Annotated in this window: 27 protein-coding genes and 2 pseudogenes; 25 read left to right on the forward strand and 4 right to left on the reverse strand. The window is 37.1% G+C overall.

Going from position 1 to position 21,273, the window contains the following annotated elements; translation table 11 throughout:
• Positions 1-3: 3 nt before the first annotated feature.
• The 3 genes from ACVRZH_RS06050 to ACVRZH_RS06060 all read right to left on the reverse strand — a co-directional run bounded on the left by ACVRZH_RS06050 (position 4) and on the right by ACVRZH_RS06060 (position 3,784).
• On the reverse strand, positions 4-159 hold the full coding sequence (locus tag ACVRZH_RS06050) for a ComC/BlpC family leader-containing pheromone/bacteriocin (protein WP_447454409.1): 156 nt from the start codon (positions 157-159) through the stop codon (positions 4-6).
• A gap of 98 nt (positions 160-257) precedes the next feature.
• Positions 258-1,619, reverse strand: a complete 1,362-nt coding sequence (locus ACVRZH_RS06055; protein ID WP_447454410.1) for a bacteriocin secretion accessory protein — start codon at positions 1,617-1,619, stop codon at positions 258-260.
• Between the two features lie 11 nt (positions 1,620-1,630).
• On the reverse strand, positions 1,631-3,784 hold the full coding sequence (locus tag ACVRZH_RS06060; protein ID WP_447454411.1) for a peptide cleavage/export ABC transporter: 2,154 nt from the start codon (positions 3,782-3,784) through the stop codon (positions 1,631-1,633).
• Positions 3,785-4,096: 312 nt separating this feature from the next.
• Here ACVRZH_RS06060 and ACVRZH_RS06065 point away from each other — a divergent pair, with 312 nt between their 5' ends.
• Both ACVRZH_RS06065 and ACVRZH_RS06070 read left to right on the forward strand, forming a co-directional pair.
• The gene (locus ACVRZH_RS06065) at positions 4,097-4,336 is read left to right on the forward strand and encodes a garvicin Q family class II bacteriocin (protein WP_447454412.1); all 240 of its coding nucleotides are present in this window, start codon (positions 4,097-4,099) and stop codon (positions 4,334-4,336) included.
• Positions 4,281-4,631, forward strand: a complete 351-nt coding sequence (locus ACVRZH_RS06070; RefSeq protein WP_447454413.1) for a bacteriocin immunity family protein — start codon at positions 4,281-4,283, stop codon at positions 4,629-4,631. The genes ACVRZH_RS06065 and ACVRZH_RS06070 overlap by 56 nt, the downstream gene beginning before the upstream one ends.
• Before the next feature lie 191 nt (positions 4,632-4,822).
• On the opposite strand, the pseudogene ACVRZH_RS06075 reads toward ACVRZH_RS06070, so the two are convergent.
• Positions 4,823-4,906 (reverse strand): annotated as a pseudogene (locus ACVRZH_RS06075) (cysteine peptidase family C39 domain-containing protein); the annotation flags it as partial.
• A 297-nt stretch (positions 4,907-5,203) separates the two neighbouring features.
• On the opposite strand from ACVRZH_RS06075, the gene ACVRZH_RS06080 reads away from it, so the two are divergent.
• From ACVRZH_RS06080 to topA, 23 genes and pseudogenes are all read left to right on the forward strand, one after another.
• Positions 5,204-5,428: a Blp family class II bacteriocin gene (locus ACVRZH_RS06080; RefSeq protein WP_447454414.1), complete on the forward strand. Its 225-nt coding sequence runs from the start codon at positions 5,204-5,206 to the stop codon at positions 5,426-5,428.
• 732 nt (positions 5,429-6,160) lie between these two features.
• On the forward strand, positions 6,161-6,331 hold the full coding sequence (locus tag ACVRZH_RS06085) for a hypothetical protein (RefSeq protein ID WP_447454415.1): 171 nt from the start codon (positions 6,161-6,163) through the stop codon (positions 6,329-6,331).
• Between the two features lie 241 nt (positions 6,332-6,572).
• On the forward strand, positions 6,573-6,800 hold the full coding sequence (locus tag ACVRZH_RS06090) for a ComC/BlpC family peptide pheromone/bacteriocin (protein ID WP_447454416.1): 228 nt from the start codon (positions 6,573-6,575) through the stop codon (positions 6,798-6,800).
• Complete coding sequence (locus ACVRZH_RS06095; RefSeq protein ID WP_447454417.1) at positions 6,781-7,077, forward strand: hypothetical protein; 297 nt, start codon at positions 6,781-6,783, stop codon at positions 7,075-7,077. The genes ACVRZH_RS06090 and ACVRZH_RS06095 overlap by 20 nt, the downstream gene beginning before the upstream one ends.
• A 195-nt stretch (positions 7,078-7,272) precedes the next feature.
• Entirely contained in the window at positions 7,273-7,596 is a 324-nt protein-coding gene (locus ACVRZH_RS06100) for a hypothetical protein (protein ID WP_447454418.1), read from the forward strand.
• Between the two features lie 339 nt (positions 7,597-7,935).
• Positions 7,936-8,112, forward strand: a complete 177-nt coding sequence (locus ACVRZH_RS06105; protein ID WP_447454419.1) for a ComC/BlpC family leader-containing pheromone/bacteriocin — start codon at positions 7,936-7,938, stop codon at positions 8,110-8,112.
• Between the two features lie 38 nt (positions 8,113-8,150).
• A complete protein-coding gene (locus ACVRZH_RS06110; protein ID WP_447454420.1) occupies positions 8,151-8,816 on the forward strand; it encodes a CPBP family intramembrane glutamic endopeptidase in 666 nt (221 codons plus the stop codon).
• Between the two features lie 21 nt (positions 8,817-8,837).
• Entirely contained in the window at positions 8,838-8,999 is a 162-nt protein-coding gene (locus ACVRZH_RS06115) for a hypothetical protein (protein WP_447454421.1), read from the forward strand.
• Between the two features lie 47 nt (positions 9,000-9,046).
• Positions 9,047-9,214 carry a hypothetical protein gene (locus ACVRZH_RS06120; RefSeq protein ID WP_172096805.1) on the forward strand — a complete coding sequence of 56 codons (168 nt, stop codon included), beginning with the start codon at positions 9,047-9,049 and terminating at the stop codon, positions 9,212-9,214.
• 16 nt (positions 9,215-9,230) lie between these two features.
• A complete protein-coding gene (locus ACVRZH_RS06125; RefSeq protein WP_172096806.1) occupies positions 9,231-9,371 on the forward strand; it encodes a hypothetical protein in 141 nt (46 codons plus the stop codon).
• A 29-nt stretch (positions 9,372-9,400) separates the two neighbouring features.
• Positions 9,401-10,024, forward strand: coding sequence for a CPBP family intramembrane glutamic endopeptidase (locus ACVRZH_RS06130; protein WP_447454422.1), 624 nt, complete (start codon positions 9,401-9,403; stop codon positions 10,022-10,024).
• A 212-nt stretch (positions 10,025-10,236) separates the two neighbouring features.
• Positions 10,237-10,706 (forward strand): annotated as a pseudogene (tnpA, locus tag ACVRZH_RS06135) (IS200/IS605 family transposase).
• A 347-nt stretch (positions 10,707-11,053) separates the two neighbouring features.
• The gene (locus ACVRZH_RS06140; RefSeq protein WP_447454423.1) at positions 11,054-12,142 is read left to right on the forward strand and encodes a DUF6568 family protein; all 1,089 of its coding nucleotides are present in this window, start codon (positions 11,054-11,056) and stop codon (positions 12,140-12,142) included.
• 3 nt (positions 12,143-12,145) lie between these two features.
• Positions 12,146-12,841, forward strand: coding sequence for a CPBP family intramembrane glutamic endopeptidase (locus ACVRZH_RS06145; RefSeq protein WP_447454424.1), 696 nt, complete (start codon positions 12,146-12,148; stop codon positions 12,839-12,841).
• Between the two features lie 29 nt (positions 12,842-12,870).
• Positions 12,871-13,023 carry a hypothetical protein gene (locus ACVRZH_RS06150; RefSeq protein WP_447454425.1) on the forward strand — a complete coding sequence of 51 codons (153 nt, stop codon included), beginning with the start codon at positions 12,871-12,873 and terminating at the stop codon, positions 13,021-13,023.
• A 183-nt stretch (positions 13,024-13,206) separates the two neighbouring features.
• A complete protein-coding gene (locus ACVRZH_RS06155) occupies positions 13,207-13,602 on the forward strand; it encodes a sigma-70 RNA polymerase sigma factor region 4 domain-containing protein (protein ID WP_447454426.1) in 396 nt (131 codons plus the stop codon).
• A gap of 319 nt (positions 13,603-13,921) precedes the next feature.
• Complete coding sequence (locus ACVRZH_RS06160; RefSeq protein ID WP_447454427.1) at positions 13,922-14,158, forward strand: DNA-binding protein; 237 nt, start codon at positions 13,922-13,924, stop codon at positions 14,156-14,158.
• Positions 14,159-14,244: 86 nt separating this feature from the next.
• On the forward strand, positions 14,245-15,753 hold the full coding sequence (locus ACVRZH_RS06165) for a tyrosine-type recombinase/integrase (protein WP_447454428.1): 1,509 nt from the start codon (positions 14,245-14,247) through the stop codon (positions 15,751-15,753).
• A gap of 87 nt (positions 15,754-15,840) precedes the next feature.
• On the forward strand, positions 15,841-16,692 hold the full coding sequence (ylqF, locus tag ACVRZH_RS06170; protein WP_447454429.1) for a ribosome biogenesis GTPase YlqF: 852 nt from the start codon (positions 15,841-15,843) through the stop codon (positions 16,690-16,692).
• Positions 16,679-17,449 carry a ribonuclease HII gene (rnhB, locus tag ACVRZH_RS06175; RefSeq protein WP_447454430.1) on the forward strand — a complete coding sequence of 257 codons (771 nt, stop codon included), beginning with the start codon at positions 16,679-16,681 and terminating at the stop codon, positions 17,447-17,449. Before ylqF ends, rnhB begins: the two co-directional genes overlap by 14 nt.
• Before the next feature lies 1 nt (position 17,450).
• A complete protein-coding gene (locus ACVRZH_RS06180) occupies positions 17,451-17,999 on the forward strand; it encodes a sugar O-acetyltransferase (protein ID WP_447454431.1) in 549 nt (182 codons plus the stop codon).
• 64 nt (positions 18,000-18,063) lie between these two features.
• Positions 18,064-18,906 (forward strand): DNA-processing protein DprA, encoded by an 843-nt coding sequence (gene dprA / locus ACVRZH_RS06185; protein WP_447454432.1) that lies wholly within the window; start codon positions 18,064-18,066, stop codon positions 18,904-18,906.
• 91 nt (positions 18,907-18,997) lie between these two features.
• A complete protein-coding gene (gene topA, locus ACVRZH_RS06190; RefSeq protein ID WP_447454433.1) occupies positions 18,998-21,106 on the forward strand; it encodes a type I DNA topoisomerase in 2,109 nt (702 codons plus the stop codon).
• Positions 21,107-21,273: the final 167 nt, after the last annotated feature.

The following is a 21,273-nucleotide window of genomic DNA, read 5'->3' on the forward strand; positions in this document are numbered from 1 at the left end:
ATGTTAGCCTACTTTATGTTTATTATTGTCACCTGTAGTTTTATCGCGCCTAGGAAAAAATCTAATCAGATCACTCCACCAGTCCCCGCCAGAGATGCGTTGGAGTTCTGACGAGGTTAGTTCCGAGAAATGCGTGAGTGATTTTGTTTGCTTGGTCATATGAGGACCTCCTTTATATAAGTTTTAATTTATTGTACACAAAATATGGCGATTTTTGACATTCAAATCCTGAACAGTCATTTAACTTTCCTAAATGGTTAATCATGGTTGGATAAAATTTTATCCTTGTAGTAATCAAAGTAAGTCTTCTTGGCAATGATACTCGTGACTCGGCCCTGGAGACCGTATTGGATGATGTCACGATATTTGTCGGATAATTGAGCCAAGGCAGTAACTTTGAACAGATTCCCCTCCTCAGTTTTAGTAGCAGTTTTATCAATAGACTTAATTTTTCCAATAACAGTGATGCTTTGGTTGCCAACTTTTTCTAAGCTCAGGCGTACGTCTTGTTTTTCTTTGAGTAAGGCGACATGCTCTGAAGTCACGTAGTAAGTAATGAGGAATTCTTTGGTTTGATTGATATTGGGGTAAATCTGAGCGATTTCACTACCGCTTGGAATCAAAGACTTTCCTTCAAACTCACTATTGAGATGGATTACCCCTGTTTCAGGAGCTGTAATGGTATTGTTTTCTAGTCGGACGGATGCTTGCTCTAGCTGTGCCTTTAGCTCTGTGATTTGCGTTTCAAGTGTGGTCAGCTGCTGAGAGGCTGTTTGTAAAAACTGTGTTCTTAGAACCTCAACCTTTGTTCCAAAGCTGTTATCATAGGTTGCAACAGAGCCAGTTCCAGCTCGTTGGATGTTCAGACTAGCTATGGATGATTCTAGCCCTGAGATACTTTGGTTGATTTGAGAAAGGTATTGATCAGTTAATCCTGTCTGGGAGTCTTGCTGGGATTGGGCTAAGAAATTGTTTAAGGTAGCTTGGTGTGGATTGCCGGCTGATAAACCGGTCTGTCTATTGGTAATGGCTTGACGAAGCTCCTCGTACTCTGCTATTTGGTGATAGATTTGATTGATTTGCGTGTCAATCGCAGCAATGGTATTACCTGCTAGGGCGGCTTGGTTACTCACCTCAGCATTGATTTTTGAGATACCATGTTCGATGTCCTGTGATTGAGTGATAAAGTTGTTAAAAGTATTGATATAGCCAAATTCGTCCTCCCCTGTAAAGAGGTTCGTTCCCTGTGACAGGCTTTCTTTGAGGGTTTCGAGTCCAGTTTTCTGTCTATTTAGAGTGGCTAGCTGGGTTTCAAGGGTTTGTTTTTGGGAACTCTCCATAGTTTCAGCGTATTGGATGATGAGCTCATTCTTTTTAACCAGCTGGTTATTGGCTAGATTATTGGTTATGATTGGGTTATTGCTGGTAGATTGGATAGAAGCGATGATTGTCGTCGGAGTAATTTCACCTCTTGATGTGACGGTAACCTCCTTTTTGGCAAAAAGGGAGAAGGTTAGAAGAAAGCCGACTAATAATATCAAGGGGACAATTAAGAGTGTCGCAAAATTATGGTAGCGCCGCTGGTAAAATTCAGCACTTTTGAACAAATTAGGGTTCATGCTTAGTCTCCTTACTTGCTAAATAGATGATGGTAGAAACCTTGTTTGGTCATCAATTCGTGATGTGAACCAGTCTCAATGACCTTCCCTTGGTCAAGAACAATAACTTGGTTGGTTCGCTCAGAAATACTGAGGCGGTGTGCGACAAAGATGATGGTCTTGTCTGTCATGGCCATTAAATTATCAATGACCTTTTTCTCCGTTAGCACATCAAGGCCGCTAGTGGCTTCATCAAGAATAAGAACAGGGGCTTTAGTCAGTAGAGCCCTAGCCAAAGCAATCCGTTGTTTTTGACCACCCGATAAGCCAGCTCCGTCAGACAATTCTGTTTGATAGCCCATAGGCATCTGCTCGATGTCTTGTCGAATTTCAGCGATCTCACAAGCTCGGATAATATCTTCCTGACTAATCAGTTGATTGGCCCCTAAAGTCAAGTTTTCTAAGATTGAACCACTGAAGATATAAGCCTGTTGTGGGAGGTAGTTGATGTGTTGCCGAAGCGTCTTTTTATCAACCAGTTTAAGGTCATTGTTGTTGATAGTGATTCGGCCCTTGTAAGGCTCAAAGAAGTTGACAATCATCTTGGCCAAGGTTGTCTTTCCTGAACCGCTAATCCCCACTAGACTGACCTTATCGCCTTGTTTGATGGTCAGATTGATATCAGATAAGGTGTCACGTCCGAAACCGTACTTATAGGAAAGGTCTTCAAAGCGAATATCGCCAGTCAAGAACTTTGAATCTGTTAAGGTCTGATTGTTACTGAATTCAGATTCAACCAGGTAGACTTCATTCAGGCGATTGTTAGCCACCTTGGCAGACTGGAGCTTGGTTTGGAGGTTGATAATATTTTCTAAAGGATTGGTAAAATAAGATAGAAGGGTGTTGAAGGTGATCAGTTGTCCAACTGAAATGTGTCCGTTCATGACTAGCTGAGCCCCAAACCACAAGATGACAATATTTAGAATGAGCTGAGCTCCCTGTTTAAGGGTAGTTTGCAGGATAGAGTATTTACTGAGTTTGAAGGATTTGTCCAGGTAATCTACGAACTCGCTATCAATCTTCTGGTAGCGACTTTCTTCGCTGGTCAAGGATTTGATGGTTTCAATGCCGTTGATGTCTTCGATAATGGCAGAGCTGACCATGGAATTGCTCTGCATCACATCGTTATTCATCTTCTCAAACGGCTTCATAAAAGCAAAAATAATGATGATGTAAATGGGAACTGAAATTAAGGAGAGCAAGAAGAGGTTGGTGTTTTGTACCAAAAGCACACCACCGACGATGGTTAAAATAGAGACATCAAGGAAGAGTGACAAAATGGTCGATGCCAGGGCATCGATGATTGAATTGGCATCTGTAAAGCGAGAGATAACCTCACCAGTCCGCCGTGTCGCAAAAAAGGACATGGGCAGTTCAAAGATATGACGGATATAGGAAAGAATTACATCAATGCTTAGCCGCTGGCTGAGCACAGTCAAAAGGTAATCTCGTGAGAAACTCATCATCTGCTGGAGGATGTAGGTGATAATCAGGCCGATGGAGATAACCCCCAAGGTTGACTTCATTTGATTAGGAATGTATTCATCCAAAATTCCTTGCAGGTAGTAAGAACCACCAATATTGATAAGTGTCACCAAAAGGCTAGCCAAGATGATATAAAAGATAAGCGCACGTTGCCTGAAAATAAGAGGGAGAAAGCTCATCAGGCCGTTCTTTTTATCTTTGTGAGGCTTATAGCTGGGTTCTGGAGCCAGAAAGATAGCAACGCCTGTCCATTCAGAAGCAAACCGCTCCTTGGTCATCTTGGTGACTTTGACCGTAGGGTCAGGATCACCAATGATGAGGTGGTCTTTTTTGTTGTGATATACCACATAGTAGTGTTGCAGTTTGCCTTCTTTATTGACGTGAACGATGAAGGGATAGGGAACGTCATCCATATCAAAGAGGCTCATGTCAGCCTGGATGGCTCTAGTTTCAAAGCTCATCTCCTTGGCTGCTTTGACGATACCAAGAGCGGTCGTTCCTTCCTTATTGGTTTTGGCCAATTCTCTCAAATGAGCTAGGGAATAATCAGAACCATAAAACTTGGCAATAGAGGCTAAAGCAGCCACACCACAGTCTCTGGCATCGATTTGAGGAACAAAAGTTCGTTTGTAAGCTGTCATTTGTCAAATCCTTTCTTGTTAGTGACAAGACTATTATGACAAAAAATCAAAGAAAAAAATATCCAAATCTTAAATGGTCATCGAAACGTCCTGAATGGTAAAAAGATATTTCGGCTCTTCCTAAAAAATACATACCTGAACGGTCGCTTTCCCTTCTTGAATGGTAAAATTTTCCCATTTAGGAAAGTTAAATGACTGTTCAGGAAATGGGGAAATTATTTTTTGAAGTAGTGCTATATTAGTGCTATATTAGACTTGTCAAGGTTGCAACCCGACAAAATATAAATCTATATCATAAAGGAGGTATTCGAGATGAATACGAAAAAATTTAAAGAATTAGATGCAGATGTGCTATCCACTGTCGAAGGTGGTGGCAAAGGAGTTTGTAGATTTGTTATGGCAGGTGCAAACGGATATTCTTGCCGATATGATAGTGGCGAATGGGGTTATATTGTGACAAAGAGTCCATTTGAAGCAACGCTTGGTGTTGTCGTGAATGGCTGGGTATCTTCACTTGGCGGTGGATATTTCCATCCTGGTTATCGAGGGTAATATTGTGCGTGAGGATGTAATAATTGAAACCGTCTTTAATCTGATATTAGATGTCGATTTGAAAGAGAACGAGCGGCAGTTGCTAATTGACTTTAAAAATAAATTACCTACAGAAAATAATAGGGATAGTATTCTAGCATTGATAGATAACATTAGAAGGCTAGCAATTTCAAATGTAGAAAGAAATGAAGTCTTAAGTGAACCTATGAATAGATTCTATAAAGATTTATCGTCGTACGGTGAGTTTGAAAGGCAATTAGGGCGTGGCTTGATATCGTATGGAATAGTTAGATAGAGACGTTTGTTTAGTATACCCAATAGATTGAATGCAAACTCTAGTATAAAAGGCGGTTCATATTTTTGAATCGTCTTTTACTAGCAATAATTGAAGCCATAGTTGAGGAAGGAACCGAGATAGCAGAGGTTGAATTTTAATCAGTCAGATTCAAATTTTCTCAAATGAGCCAGAGAGTAGTCCGATCCTTAAAACTTGGCAATGGAGGCTAAGGCAGCTACACCGTAATCTCTGGCATCGATTTGAGGAACAAAAGTTCGATTGTAAGCTGTCATTTGTCAAATCCTTTCTTGTTAGTGACAAGACTATTATGACAAAAAATCAAAGAAAAAAACGTCTAAATCTTAAATGGTCATCGAAACGTCTTGAATGGTAAAAAGATATTTCGGTTCTTCCTAAACAATACATACCTGAACGGTCACTTTTCTTGAATGGTAAAATTTTTCCATTTAGGACGTTTCGATGACTGTTCAGGAAATGGGGAAATTATTTTTTGAAGAAGTGCTATACTAGACTTGTCAAGGTTGCAACCCGACAAAATATAAATCTATATCATAAAGGAGGTATTCATCATGAATACAAAAATAATAGAAAAGAATACAAATTTAACATCGGATGATTTATCTTTAATTGTTGGTGGAGTTTCAGCTTGTGATTGGGTTGTAGGTGGTTCAGGTGTTGTATTAAGTGGTTTATACGGTTTTGCTATTGGAGCAGCTTTTGGAAATGTTCCAGGTGCAATTGCCGGTATGGCGGTCGGTATGGGATGGATTCCAGTTTCTGCAGCTTGTCCATAATTAAGGAGGAACTTATGTCTTTTAAAACTATCCTCTGTTATACTACTGTGGCTTTCATACCTTTTGTAATAGGTCAATTTATGAAATCAAGTACAGATTATAGATTTATATTAATGTTTGGAGTAGCCTTATATTGTTCATCGTTTTTAGCTTTTTTTACATTAGATCATTCGTTGAAAAGAATTGATAAATCAAAAGTGATGACACATTTTTTTCCAACGTTTGTTGCATATTTTGTGATTTCTTGTACGGTAGGATACTTAATATATTAGGTTTTAGTAAATCTATCTACTAGTCTAATATTTTTTGATAATCTAATATAGCACGAGAAAAAATGCACCTAAAAATCTTTAAAAGAACTAATTAAATTTTATACAAATAATTCAATAATTAGGGATTATTAAAATTTCATAGAAAATCTCTAAAACAGTCAAATTAAGTTAAACTTTTCACGAAACTCAGAAAAACTTGATATGGCATTTCGTAATTCAAAAACTTTTTAGGAATTCTATTTTTTTATCAGCTATTATAGCTGATAAAAATGATAAAAGAGATATACCAATCGCTAAAAAATAGATACTTAAACGGTAACACTTTCCCATTTAGGAAAGTTAAATGACTGTTCGGGAAATAAAGCAACAAGTTTTTGAAGAGATGCTATACTAAGTTTGTCAAAGCTGCAACCCGACAAAATAAAAAATTTATATCATAATCATAGAGGAGGCATATATTATGAAGACAAAGAAAATTAAGATGGCATTTATTACTGAAAAAAATCTTGAGGCTATTTCAGGTGGTTGTGGCAGAAATTTTTGCTATATTTGGGAAAAACCGTCAAATGGTAACAGATATTGTGAAAACTATTCTCCTGCGTATCCTGGGAAACTATTTCCTGCATGTTGATTTTTCAAATTAGTTTTTATAACAAGGGTAGGATTTTCGAATGCTACCTTTTTATAATGTCCGGATTTTGAAATGGGTGGAGTAAAATTTTTAGCAATTTTAAAATAATATTTCCCATTTAGGAAAGTTAAATGACTGTTCAGGAAATGGGGAAATTATTTTTTGAAGAAGTGCTATACTAGACTTGTCAAGGTTGTAACCCGACAAAATATAAATCTATATCATAAAGGAGGTATTCGAGATGAATACACAGAAAATGGAACAGTTTAACGTGTTCAATGAAGATGCTCTTGTTAATATTGAGGGGGGATGGTTTCCTTGGGGAGGCTTCATAGCTGGATCGATTAGTGCATTAGATGGTGGTCCTACTCTAGATCAATTAAATGGCACCTGGCCTAAGAGAAATTTTCCAAAGCCATGTACTCCTTACGGAATAGGAGGAACACCTAATGCCTGTAACGGATTTTAAACCAAATGATAGAACGACTGATGTTTGGAAAGTATCAAAGACAGGGCATCAGCCTATTTGGGTACAAGAAGCCTTTAAGAAAAATTATTTTCAGTGGGTAGAGAATCACTTAAAGGTGCTTGTTTCAGGGATAAATCCGAATTGGTGGAAACAATCTGGTCGTTATCTTGGATATGGGATGTATGTCCAAGCTAATATGGGGGATATCATTGATAGAACTAACTGTCAAATTTTGACTAATAGTGAGTTCACCAAAAAATATGGGAGTACGGATTAGCAATTGAAACTTTGATAATACCAAATATATCAGATGAATACGTCTTTTATGTTGCACTTCATTTTACCATGAGGGAACAAGAACTTACTCAAAAACGTTATCCATAATAATGTTGTTGCGAATACAGTAACAAGTGCAATATCAGGTTATTATGGAGGTCATACTCCATAAAGTTGTAATTTAGGAGATTCAATTATGGAAACTGATTATAAAAACAATTGCATTAAGCTAGTAGAAAAATTAGAAACAGAAATAAGTAAGATTACTTATGACAGTAATACGAAGCAAAGCGCCCTAAAAACTATTACTGATTTTTTAGAAATAGATAAATCTAAAATAGAGGGAGCTGCAGTTGCGTTAAAATTTAATGCCTTTGTATTAGAATTTGGCAGGTACTTATTCCCAGGAGGAATTCAATTATCTAAACAAGCAAGCCAGACCTGGAGTGAAATTATTGAATTATTTAATTCTTCAAAAACTAGAGGGAGAATTCAACCATTTTCTCCTTTTAGAAAATAGAGTTGTGATGTCAAAAATAAGATTGTGTTAATTCATCTTTATTTTAAATTTAGGCGCAGTTTTTTATCTGTGCCTTTTTAATGCTATGCTCATGCCCTACAGATGAGAACAAAATTCTAGTAGGTTTAAAGTAAATAAAGATTCGAAAATGTGACTATGTAAGGACATCAAAAGAAAAATAGTCATTTTATCTTTTAAAACAGTAAAATTTTCCATTTAGGAAAGTTAAATGACTGTTCAGGAAATGGGGAAATTATTTTTTAAAGAAGTGCTATACTAGACTTGTCAAGGTTGCAACCCAACAAAATATAAATCTATATCATAAAGGAGGTGTTCGAGATGAATACAAAGAAAATGGAACGATTTAACACACTTAACTCTGAGGCCCTTGCAACTGTTCAAGGTGGTGAGGGAGGATGGTTTCTCCCATTGTTACCAACTTATAATCAACTTTTATCTAGTATTTGCGGTCTTGCAGATGGCTTGAAAGGTAGAAAGCATAAAGGAAGTTGCTAGAAAGTAGCTTGCTGCAAGTAATAGATAGGGAAAGCAAAATGAGGTTACTAAAACTATGTGGTTTGATTGTGTTAACAATCTTCTTAAGCTTAGTGGTACAAATTCCAATTTATTTAGGGATTAATATGTTTAAAGGGAGTGTTGTTCTTAAAATAACGATTTTGTTAATAGCTTTCTTGCTGTTATCGGGATGCTTATCACTGGTCAAAGTCAAGTGTTTTCCTAATATTCCTGTTAAAAAATATCTCTCTTTGAGAACGACTGTAGGTTGGACGCTATTATCATTCTTGTTAATTATTGGGATTAAATCGATATTGATAGGTTTCGGCTTGGATTTGGCTTCTGCTAACAATGACGATATCGTGCAACAATTCAATTCACCCAATATGTTGGTTATGTTAGTGGCTCTTCATTTCACAGGTCCAATTCTTGAAGAAGTTGTCTTTAGGTGGATTTTTCAAGAGAGTCTTATGAGATTATACCCAACTCAAAAATACCTTCCTATCTTCCTCTCATCATTTCTTTTTGCTTATGCCCATACCTATGTACTATCTGCTAATTTACTGGATTATTTTATAAGCGGCCTTCTTTTTAGTGTCTTATATTGTAAACAAAGACAATTACGAGATAGTATATTTGCTCATATTTTAACAAATTCACTCATCACTGTGTCATCTATTATAGCAGGACTACTGCTGAAATAATTTTAATAGCGGAGAAAAACAATGAAAACTAAACATTTTAAAACTTTGACGACATCTGACTTGCAATACATTAATGGCGGTGACAATGAATCATATGATTTTTGGTACAGAATCGGGAAAAATACTCGTAAAGGCATCAATACAGTAGGTAAAGCTATCTGTGGAGTTGCCCCTTGGTGCTAATAAATATGAATTACCTTTAAAATTAAGAAAAAAGGAGGTATTAAATTATGAATACAAAAACAAACCCAAAATTCGATCAATTGAATCTAGATTCTCTTGCCGATATTACTGGCGGAAAGTCGAACGACTATTGTACGGGACAAATTTGGGGAAGAATTTTTGCTAAAAAGGTTCTAGGCCAAAGAATTGTTCCAAGTGATTATATTTGTCGTTAGAGAGGAGTAATCAATTATGAAGTATGATAAGTTTAATTCAATCTCAGAATATCATCTTGAAAAAATTAATGGCGGTTTCGACCCTTTTAAAGGGTTGAGAGATATGTGGAATGGTTTTATAGATGGTATTGGTAGTGTTATCCGGAAACGAAAATAAAAAATGATGTTGTAGGAGGAATTCAGAACATGGGAGAGACTACTACTGGTTTTAAAAATAACCATATTTATGCTCTTGCAATCTTACTGTTATATGTATTTGGAGTGGGATTTATCAAGAGTGAGTTGTTGTTCGATCTTTCAGTCTTACTTATTGGCTGTGTAACGCTTATATTGTTGCACTATCAGGGATATGGGAAAATATTTCAGTTAGATAAAATTAGTAGAAGACCAATACTGGCTATTTGTTTAGGTTTTGTTGCCTTGACCATTTGGTCAATCATTGTGAATCGTCTCTTTCCTGTACCAGAAAATCAAAAGCTTCTCGATACTTATAGTGGAACAGGATTAGAATTATATCTCTTTTATATTTATGGAATTTTCATCGGTCCAATTAGCGAAGAACTTGTGTTTCGTGCCTTGATTATTAAAAATTTGGAACGTTTTAGTAGTATAGGCTTGGACCTCTTGGTGTCAGCAGTATTTTTCTCCCTTGCTCATACAGTTCTTCAGGGCATTAAATTATCTGATTTTGTTGTTTATTTTGGGATAGGTCTGATTTACGGTACTCTATTTAAGCGTTCGAAAACGATTTATCCTGCCCTAATCCTACATATTATTTGGAATGCTTGGCTCTTCTGGGTTTCTAGTTAGTATTATCTATAAGGTCTCTTAAAACCGCAATGTCTGTTATTTTTTAGATATTGTGGTTTTTATTATGTGACTTTTAGTCCGTCTCGCTCCGTAAGGTGCGAGACAAATAAACCACCCGCTATGCGGGTGCGCGACGAAGGTTATACCAAAAAAACTCCAAACGCGATACAATAAAGGTGTTCAAGCCTATTGTAAAGCGAAAGGAGAAAAATATGGCGCAAAAGGCACATAGTTTATCACATACAAAGTGGCTGTGTAAATACCACATTGTCTTCACACCTAAGTATAGACGAAAAGTTATTTATAATCAATATAGAAGCAGTTTAGGAGAAATATTTCGCCGTTTATGTCGTTACAAAGGGGTTGAAATAATCGAGGGGCATCTGATGCCAGACCATGTTCATATGCTTGTCAGTATTCCACCAAGGGTAAGTGTTTCAAGTTTCATGGGTTATTTAAAAGGTAAAAGTGCTCTTATGATGTTTGATAAACACGCGAATCTCAAATACAAATTTGGCAATCGCCATTTTTGGGTAGAGGGTTATTATGTAAGCACGGTAGGACTTAACGAAGCCACGATAAAAAATATATCCAAGAACAGGAAAAACATGACATTGCACTTGATAAATTGAGTGTGAAAGAGTACGAAGGTCCCTTTAGGGATGATGGTAAGAAATACTAACGCCTCTTTAAGAGGAAAGTGACGAGTCAAAAGCGATTAGGCTTGAACAAAGTGAAAGCCAGCGTCTTTAGGCGCTGGCTGGTGATGTGGGCTTATAGCCCTTGTTCAAACCACCCGTTTGACGGGTGGTTATGATTTGTAACGATATAATCATAATTTATAAAAATTTTACGAGGAGAAAAGAAGTGCTCTCTGAGAAACCATTATAGAGAATATCTTGAGGGATAATTTCTGTTTGGCATAGATATTTTCCCATTCATGACGTTTCGATGACTGTTCAGGAATTTTACGAAATTTTGCTTGTGAAAATTATAGAATAAGATCATCAATAATAAAGGAGTTTCATCATGAAGAAAACACTATTCAAATCACTACTTTTCAGTACAGTGGCTTTGGCAGCTTTAGTTACTAGTCCTGTTTTGGCTGACAGTTCTGAAACTAATGCATTAGAAGCACAGAGTCCTTCTCTGGTGACAGAACAGCCATCTAGCCAAACAACACCTGATCAGACAGGCGAAGCTACAACCGGTGAAGAACTTGCAGAAGTGACCATCGAGGAGTATGCTACAAATGTCGCTGATTTTAAGAAGGTAACTATTGACAATGTTCATACAGCTTTTACGGCTGACGGTTTGGAACACACCTTGTATTTCGGTCGTGGAACCTGTTACTATTGCCGTCAATTTTCACCAGACTTGAAGGAGTTTAATCAGCTGATTGCTGGTCAGTTGGAGTATTACGATACAGATAGAGCAGATGATGAGGCTAAAGAGTTCTTGTTCAAAACAGTCGGTATCCCTGGAACACCAACCATTATCTACCTAAAAAATGGTCAACCTGTTTCTGGATGGGTTGGTGGAGGAGTCAATGCTCAGCAACTGTACGACTACCTCTATCTTGGAAAATCACCTGAACAACCTGCCGAAGAGATTGGGAATGGTGAGCAGAATACAACCGATCAAGAGGAGGAGAAAAAGTCAGGCGCTGCCTTAGATAATCATGCTAACACTGAGGAGATTTCGAATCAAGAGTTGTCCGAAACCGACTCTTCCTCTGATAAAACCAAGGCTGATTCTTCAGAGCAATCCAAAGAGGTTACAGATAAGTCTATCGAAAATGTTAGTACCAAAGATGAGAGTCTCAAAGTTGATGTTAAAGAGCAAGAAAATCAAGAAGAAACCTTGACTAAGCCAGTAATCTCCCTATCACAGGTCACACCATTAGCAAGTCGTACTACTGAAATCTCAGGCGTCTCAACGTTGTCTAGAAAAGAGGAAACAGTAAGTAAACAGACCTCTCAGACTGTTTCAAGCATTTCAACCTTACCTAGAACAGGAGAGGTCAATTCGATTAATCTTGTGCGTATCGGTCTAGCCTTCTTATTGGCTTCGGGATTCACAGGCATCAGTCGTTTGAGAACTAAGCAGGAGGGTTAGATAATGCAACGTTTTAAAAATATACTGAAGTTTATTGGGCTAATCTTTCTTACCTTAAGTGTCAATATCTTTCCAATGAGATTGATTGCTACTCAGGAGACAACGCCAACTTATATGCAGTGGCTTGCTAGTCTAGGTTATTTATTGGCTACTGGTATCGTCCTTGTTCTTGTTTGGAAAAAATATAAAAACAAGGATGAAAAGGAAAAATTACCCTTTACCTGGAAAGACTTTGGAATTGCTCTTCTCTTTTATCTTGCTACTCGTCTGGTAGCCATTGGTGGAACCTTTTTAATTCAAATGGTCACGGGTAATGCAACCTCAGCCAATGATGCCGCCTTGATGGCAACCAATGAGCAGCTTATCCAGATGTTCCCTTTATACTTTGTTGCCTTTCATCTTGCTATTGGTATCTTTGCTCCGATCTTGGAAGAACTTGTGTTCAGAGGATTCTTTGGTCGTTATTTTTTCAAAAACAATCGTAAGTTGTTGAAATTGACTGTGAGCTCTTCCATTTTTGCATTGTTACATATGTTCTATCCAATCGAGTTTATTGTGTATTTCCTGTTAGGAGCAATTTTTTACTTGGCATACGATCGTCGTGAAAACATTGTCGATTCGATTGTTGTGCATCTACTGAATAACGGATTACTAGTTATTATATCTGTTGTTAATTATCTTATTCTAATGTTTGGTTAATAATGATTTTATATAAGGAGGTATATTATATGCTTAAAGAACTACATCTCTCTCAACTGTCCCATATTTCAGGCGGAAGCCTTCGAACACTACTACCTGGAATCGGAACAATTAAACCAATTAAATATCCAAAGCCGATTCCTATACCAAAGCCCATTTTACCACCAGCTGAAATTATGTAAGGTTATTACAATCTAGGCGATAGAGCAGTTTGCTTTATCGCTTTTTTATATTTTTTTGTGGAAACAGCGGTAAAATCCATGAAAATTTTCACTCTTAATAGTGAAGTCTAAAAATTGAGAGTGTTTTATGAAAAATCGTTCACCCCCTCTAATCTCCTTTTAAGAATAAAAAGGAGGATTAGAATGTCATATTTTATCTATGTGAATGGGATACGAGTCCCTGTTTCCAAAGAAGTTTATAGTGAATATTGGCGATTGACAAATCGAGAAAATTATCTTAATCGACTAGAAATCCAATATCGTGTTAGACCATTTTCAGATTATGCTGATGACCAATTAACAAATTTTATGGCTGATGAGAAAATGAATGTTGAAAAGATTACTGAGACTAAAGAAATCTTACAGCTATTGTATGAATCTCTACTTTTGCTTAATGATGATGAATTTTCCCTTGTCAAGAACCTGTTTTTTGAGGAAAAAACATTGAATGAAATTTCTCAGTCTACAAATGTTTCTATTTCAACAGTCGCTAGACGGAGAGATAGAATTTTGAATTATCTCAAAAAGTTATTGGAGTAGGGCGGTAAAAGCTGTCAAATTTTCACTCTATATAGTGAAGGGGAACTAAAGTTCTTGTTATTGTCCATTGACAACTGAATAGACCAATGTGGGACTTTCTCACTTGTCAAGCAATTTAGTCGGATACGCTAGGATATGAGCGAGCAATATCAGCTATAAAATAGGTCGGTCACCTATCTGCCAGGACAACAAGTGAGGATAATGATACTTCTAACCGTTTAGGCTGCCAGCGAAAAAGGACAGCGGGTGAAACTCCCATGATGAATCTAACCAGTTCTACCCACGGAGGTCATAAATTATAGAGTATAGGGAGGTAGATGTGAAATTAAAATATGTGTCTGTTGAAAATGCAGTAGCAGAATGGGGAGATAAAAAGTCTCTTCTGAAACGCTGGGAAGGATTGAATCAGTACACCTTGAATCGCTGGATTACTGAGATGCGAGATCATCGACAATTTAGCCAATACGTTATTAATCCTACTCATAAGTTGGTTTTTATTAACCTCGATGGATTTGAAGAGTTTTTACGCTGGAAGCAGCGAATAGCGGTAAAATAAGGGAAATCGTGCTATAATGGTAGATGGTTATTTCTATCCTTAAGCAATTCTCAGATTTCTCAGAATAACAAATGAGGTGATGAGAGATGTATTATAGAACGAAAGAAAATACTAAGGGAAAGGTTCGTTATGAAGTAGTAGAAAAATACAAAGACCCTTTAACTGATAAATGGAAAACCGCTGTGGTCTCCTATGAGAAAAATACTTCCAGAGCTCGTAAGCAAGCAGAGCGGGAATTGATGGACAAAATCGATAATTTAATAGGTCAAACAGAGTACCGCTTTAATCCCCAAAAAATTAAGACTTTTGGTGAATTAAAGCAAAGCTGGCTTGAAAATTGGGCAGTCTCAGTTAAGCCTCAGACTGTTAAACGAGAGAAACTTGTTATCAAGCGATTAGGACAGATCATTGGTGATGACTACTTGCTTAAAAAAATTACCCCTATGTTGATGAAGAAGAGTTTATCAACTTATATGGAAAAATACGATGCTTCGCCATCAACAATGACACACATCAAGAGTACCTGTAATAAAATTTTTAATCATGGTGTCCTTTACAATGTCATTGATTATTCACCCATGTCTGTGGTAAAAATTGATATTCCTTTGGAGAAGAAGAGAGAAGCTAAGAAACGCCGTGAGGCAAAATTCTTAGAGATTCATGAGTTACATGCTTTCTTTGATACACTGAGTAGGCGTAGAAATCCAAATTACTATGATTTAGCGATTGTTCTACTGTTCTCAGGTTTACGTATTGGAGAAGCAGCATTCACTGAAGAAGATTTTGATTCTGATACTGGGGTACTGACGATTGATAAAGCTTTACAATATCATGATTTAAGAGTGGCTGATTTTCATTTTGGAGAAACAAAGACACTTAATGCTGATCGTGAGGTTGCGTTACCTAGAGTAGCCTGTGAGGCTATTTTAAGAGTGATTGAGCGTTCCAGAGAATTTAATCAATACATGATAGAGAACCCTAACGTCAATTTTACGAAGTCAGAAAGTATTTTTCGAACAGAATATGGTTCACCGATAACATCTCACTCATTTAGGGAAGTACTTGCACGAGTAGAAAAAGAATTGATATGTAACTGTGAACAGAAATATGGTTTCAAATGGATAAAGCATGTCACACCACATTCTTTTAGGCACATGCACATTTCCTACTTGCAAAGTGAAGAGATGACTATTGCAATCTCAGATGTCATGGCACGAGTTGGGCATGCTAATTATGAGACAACGATGGGCTACACTCATCGAGTGAAACAGTCTCAAGAGCAAACGGTTCAGGCCCTTGATAAATTTGCAGAAGCACATCAATTCCAATTTGCTAGGCTTCAAAAATGGTCTTGTCAATATTCAGCCAAAATTAACGAGCTTATCGAACAGCATAAAACGGTTGGAAGTGTTGAGTTAACACTAGATGAATTTCGAGAGTATCTTGACTTCAGTCCGACCTATCAGCCTAGACATATTTCTGGAAACATCATTCCTAAAATAACCAAAGATATGTCTAAGCACTATCGTAATTTCCAGGTCATCTCTAATCGAGAGGGGAGTCAAAGAATTCTTGGCTATACCTTGACTTGGTGATGATGTGTTTGGTGCCTGCTTGGTGCCTAGCAACAAAACAAGACACTCAAGGCTTGAAAACCCTTGATACGAAAGGATTTTTTTACTATGGCTACTGTTCAATGGTTTCCTGGTCATATGTCTAAAGCAAGACGACAGGTTCAGGAAAACTTAAAATATGTTGATTTTGTGACAATTCTAGTGGATGCTAGGCTTCCTTTATCAAGTCAGAATCCTATGTTAACAAAAATTGTTGGCGATAAGCCAAAATTGTTAATCCTAAATAAGGTGGACTTAGCAGATACTCAACGAACAAAAGAATGGCAAATCTATTTTGAACAACAAGGTATTAAAACATTAGCCATCAATTCAAAAGAGCAATCAACTGTTAAAAAAGTAACTGATGCAGCTAAAGTATTGATGGCTGATAAAATTGAGCGTCTTCGTGAACGAGGTATTCAAAAAGAAACACTACGTACCATGATTATCGGTATTCCAAATGCTGGTAAGTCAACATTGATGAATCGTTTAGCTGGTAAAAAGATTGCTGTTGTTGGTAATAAACCGGGTGTAACAAAAGGTCAACAATGGTTGAAAACCAATAAGGATTTGGAAATTTTAGATACACCAGGTATCTTGTGGCCAAAGTTCGAAGATCAGTTAGTTGGATTAAAACTAGCCTTAACAGGTGCTATCAAAGACCAGTTATTACCGATGGATGAGGTGACCATTTTCGGCCTGAATTATTTCCGCGATCATTATCCAGAACGTTTGTTGGAACGTTTTAAAGGAATCAATCTTGAAGAAGAAACACCTGAAATCATTATGACAATGACGCAAAAATTAGGTTTCAGAGACGATTATGACCGTTTTTATGCTCTTTTTATCAAAGATGTTAGAGACGGACGTCTAGGGACATATACGCTGGATAAGGTGAGTGATCTAGATGACGACGATTAAAGTGATTCAAGCCGCCTTGCAGGCTGTTAGTGACCTATCAGATCCTATCTTTTCAGACTTAGCTCATGATAAGCGCTCAGGAGTTCAATTAGCTCTTAAAAAGCGCAAAAAAGAATTAATGGACTTACAGATAGAGGAAGAGCGCCTTGAAGCCATGTTAAGCTACGAAAAAAGGTTAAATGGGCAAGGTATAACATTGATTGCAGGCATTGACGAAGTTGGTCGTGGACCTTTGGCTGGACCAGTAGTTGCCGCTGCTGTTATATTACCACAAGGGTGTAAAATTATTGGTTTAAATGACAGTAAAAAGATCCCTAAGTCAAAACATTTATCAGTTTATCAGGACGTTTTAGATAAGGCATTGTCTGTGGGCATTGGTATCAAAGACCAAACTATCATTGATCAGGTTAATATTTATGAAGCAACTAAATTGGCTATGCTTGAAGCTCTTGAACAGCTATCTGTAAAACCTCAACATTTGTTGATTGATGCTATGACACTAGAAACAAGTATTCCTCAAACCTCAATCATCAAGGGAGATGCCAATAGTTTGTCAATTGCAGCTGCGTCGATTGTAGCTAAAGTGACACGAGATAAGATGATGGCTGACTATGACCTTACTTATACAGGCTATCATTTCGCAAAAAATGCCGGATACGGTACAAAAGAACACTTACAAGCTCTTGAACAGCTAGGCATTTCACCTATTCACCGCCGTAGTTTTGAGCCGATAAAATCAATGACAAAGGAAGTATAGAATGTTATCAGAAAAAGAAAAAATGTTACGAGGAAAGCTTTATAATGCAAATGCCCCAGAATTGATAGATTTACGGGATAAAGCCAAATTTAAAATGGCTGAATATAACCAAGAGTTAGATCCGCAAAAGCGAGAGCAACTCTTAAACAATTGGTTGGGACATGTCGGAAAATCAGTGCACATAGAACCACAATTCTTTTGTGATTATGGTAGCAATATTTACCTAGGTAATAACTTTTTTTCAAACTTTAATTGTACCATGCTGGATGTTTGTGAGATAAGAATTGGTGATAATGCTATGATTGGTCCTAATTGTCAATTTTTAACACCGTTACACCCTCTCAATGCTCAAGAAAGAATAGCAGGACTGGAGTATGGGGCACCGATTACTATTGGTGATAATGTCTGGTTAGGTGGAGGAGTTACTATTCTAGCTGGTGTTTCCTTAGGTAATAATGTTGTGGTCGGTGCAGGAAGTGTTGTGACCAAATCGTTTGGAGACAATGTTTTAATTGCTGGAAATCCTGCTAAAATACTAAGAAAAATCTAGTTCAAACAAGAGATTTACCTTACAGTAAGTCTCTTTTTTTCGAATAATTCTATGAGGAGGTTCTATGAATCGTTTTGAATTATTTAAACTTAAGAGAGCAGGCTTAACCAATCTTAATATTAATCATATATTGGCTTATCAGGAAAAAATAGGCAAGTCTTTATCACTAAGAGATATGGCTGTAGTCTCAAAATGTAAGCACCCAGTTTTATTTATGGAAAACTATAAGCGTTTAGATCTCAAGAAGGTCAAGGCTGATTTTCAGAGATTTCCATCCATATCGCTATTGGATAAAGATTATCCCGATAGTTTAAGACAGACTTATAATCCACCAGTCTTATTATTTTATCAAGGCGATTTGGCATTGTTAAGTAAGCCTAAACTAGCAGTTGTAGGAGCTCGAAAATGTAGTCAAACAGGCATAGATAGTGTTAAAAAAATCATTAGTGAACTAAATAATCGTTTTGTTATTGTGAGTGGTTTAGCCAGAGGTATTGATACGGCAGCACATTTTTCAATTTTGCGAAACGGAGGTGCTACCATCGCTGTTATTGGAACAGGATTAGATGTCTATTACCCCAAAGAAAATCATAAGTTACAAGAATTTATCGGTAAAAATCATCTTTTGTTAAGTGAATATGGTCCTGGTGAAAAACCATTAACATATCATTTCCCAGAACGGAATCGTATTATATCTGGCATTAGTGAAGGCGTTTTAGTTGTAGAGGCCAAATTAAGATCAGGAAGTTTAATTACTTGTGAAAGAGCGCTAGAGGAAGGGAGAGAAGTTTTTGCCGTTCCTGGAAATATTTTGGACGGTTTTTCAACGGGTTGCCATCACCTTATCCAAGAGGGTGCAAAGTGCGTCATATCAGGCTTAGACATTGTTTCAGAGTTTTCGTTTTAAAAGCTGTTTTCCTATAAGAAAAGTTTTTTGTTGACAGGTTGTTAAAAATGGGATATTATTCTATGAGGTTATCACATTAAAGAGAGAGTATATGGCTACAGCAACAAAACAAAAAACAACAAAGAAAAAAAGTGTGACAAAGAAAAATTTAGTGATTGTAGAGTCACCTGCCAAAGCAAAAACCATTGAAAAGTATTTAGGTAAAAACTATAAGGTCGTAGCTAGTGTTGGCCACATACGCGATTTAAAAAAATCAAGTATGTCGATTGATTTTGACAATAACTATGCTCCTGAATACATCAATATCAGAGGCAAGGGTCCCCTCATCAATAGTCTTAAAAAAGAAGCCAAAAACGCTAAACATGTTTACTTGGCGAGTGACCCGGATCGTGAAGGAGAAGCTATTTCATGGCATTTATCACATATTCTCAACTTAGATCCAAATGGTAAAAATAGAGTAGTTTTTAATGAAATCACCAAAGATGCTGTCAAAAATGCTTTTGTAGAGCCACGTCAAATTGATATGGATCTTGTTGATGCGCAGCAAGCGAGACGTGTTTTGGATCGTATTGTTGGTTATTCAATTTCACCAATTCTTTGGAAAAAGGTTAAAAAAGGTTTATCAGCAGGTCGTGTGCAATCAGTAGCTTTAAAATTGATTATCGATCGTGAAAATGAAATAAAAGCTTTTAAACCAGAAGAGTACTGGACTTTAGATGGCTTTTTTAAAAAGGGTACTAAAAAATTTCAAGCCCATTTTTATGGTATTGATGATAAAAAGCTAAAACTGGAAACCAATGATGATGTTAAAGCAGTCCTATCTCGTTTGAGTGGTGATGACTTTACTGTTGATAAAGTTGAGAAGAAGGAGCGTAGACGCAACGCGCCATTACCTTACACAACATCTTCATTACAGCAAGATGCAGCTAATAAAATTAACTTCCGCACACGTAAAACAATGATGGTTGCCCAACAATTATATGAAGGACTAAGTCTAGGTCCTAGTGGCCATCAAGGTTTGATTACCTATATGCGTACGGATTCGACTCGTATTAGCCCAGTTGCACAAAATGAAGCAGCAGATTTTATTACGGAGAGATTTGGTAGCCAGTATGCTAAGAATAACAATCGCATTAAAAATGCCTCTGGCGCTCAAGATGCCCATGAAGCAATTCGCCCATCAAACGTAGCGCATACTCCTGAAGCCATAGCCAAGTACCTAGATAAAGACCAGTTAAAGCTTTATACATTGATTTGGAATCGTTTTGTTGCCAGCCAAATGGCTGCTGCAGTATTTGACACGGTTAAAGTTAACTTAGACCAGAACGGGCTTATCTTTACAGCTAATGGTAGTCAGGTTAAATTTGATGGCTATATGGCTGTCTATAATGATTCTGATAAAAATAAAATGTTGCCGGAGATGGCTGAAGGAGATGTGGTCAAAAAGGTCACAATAACACCCGAGCAGCATTTCACTCAGCCACCTGCACGTTATTCAGAAGCTACGTTAATCAAAACCTTGGAAGAGAATGGTGTTGGTCGTCCATCAACTTATGCACCTACACTTGAAACCATTCAAAAACGCTACTATGTAAAACTCGTCTCTAAACGTTTTGAACCTACGGAACTCGGAGAGATTGTCAATTCACTCATTGTCGAATTTTTCCCAGATATTGTTAATGTTACCTTCACTGCAGAAATGGAAACAAAACTTGATGACGTAGAACTTGGCAAAGAAGAATGGCAGAAGATTATTGATAGTTTCTACAAACCATTTGAAAAAGCTCTTGATAAAGCTGAATCACAGATGGAAAAAATTCAGATCAAAGATGAACCTGCAGGCTTTGACTGTGATGTCTGTGGTCATGAAATGGTTGTAAAATTAGGACGCTATGGCAAATTTTATGCTTGTAGTAATTTCCCAGATTGTCACAATACAAAAGCGATTACAAAAGAAATCGGTGTTGTTTGCCCTATCTGTAACAAAGGTCAAATCATTGAGCGTAAAACCAAACGAAACCGTCTTTTCTATGGTTGTGACCGATATCCAGAGTGTGAGATGACTTCTTGGGATAAACCAGTTGGAAGAACCTGTCCCAAATCAGGCGATTACCTTGTTGAAAAGAAAGTCCGTGGTGGAGGCAAACAAGTCTCTTGTTCTAATACGGATTGTGATTATCAAGAAGCAAAGGTTAAATAAACATATTTTAAATTATGTTAAAACCTCTCTCAAGTTGTAAAACTCGAGAGAGGTTTTTTGGCGGGGTATTATGTCTAAAAAGATAGTTTATATACCATTCTAACATCGAAAACCCTTATAATATCAGCGTAAAACGTTCAATTTTACTTTCTATATTATTCCCACTC

Source organism: Streptococcus fryi (assembly GCF_053206505.1).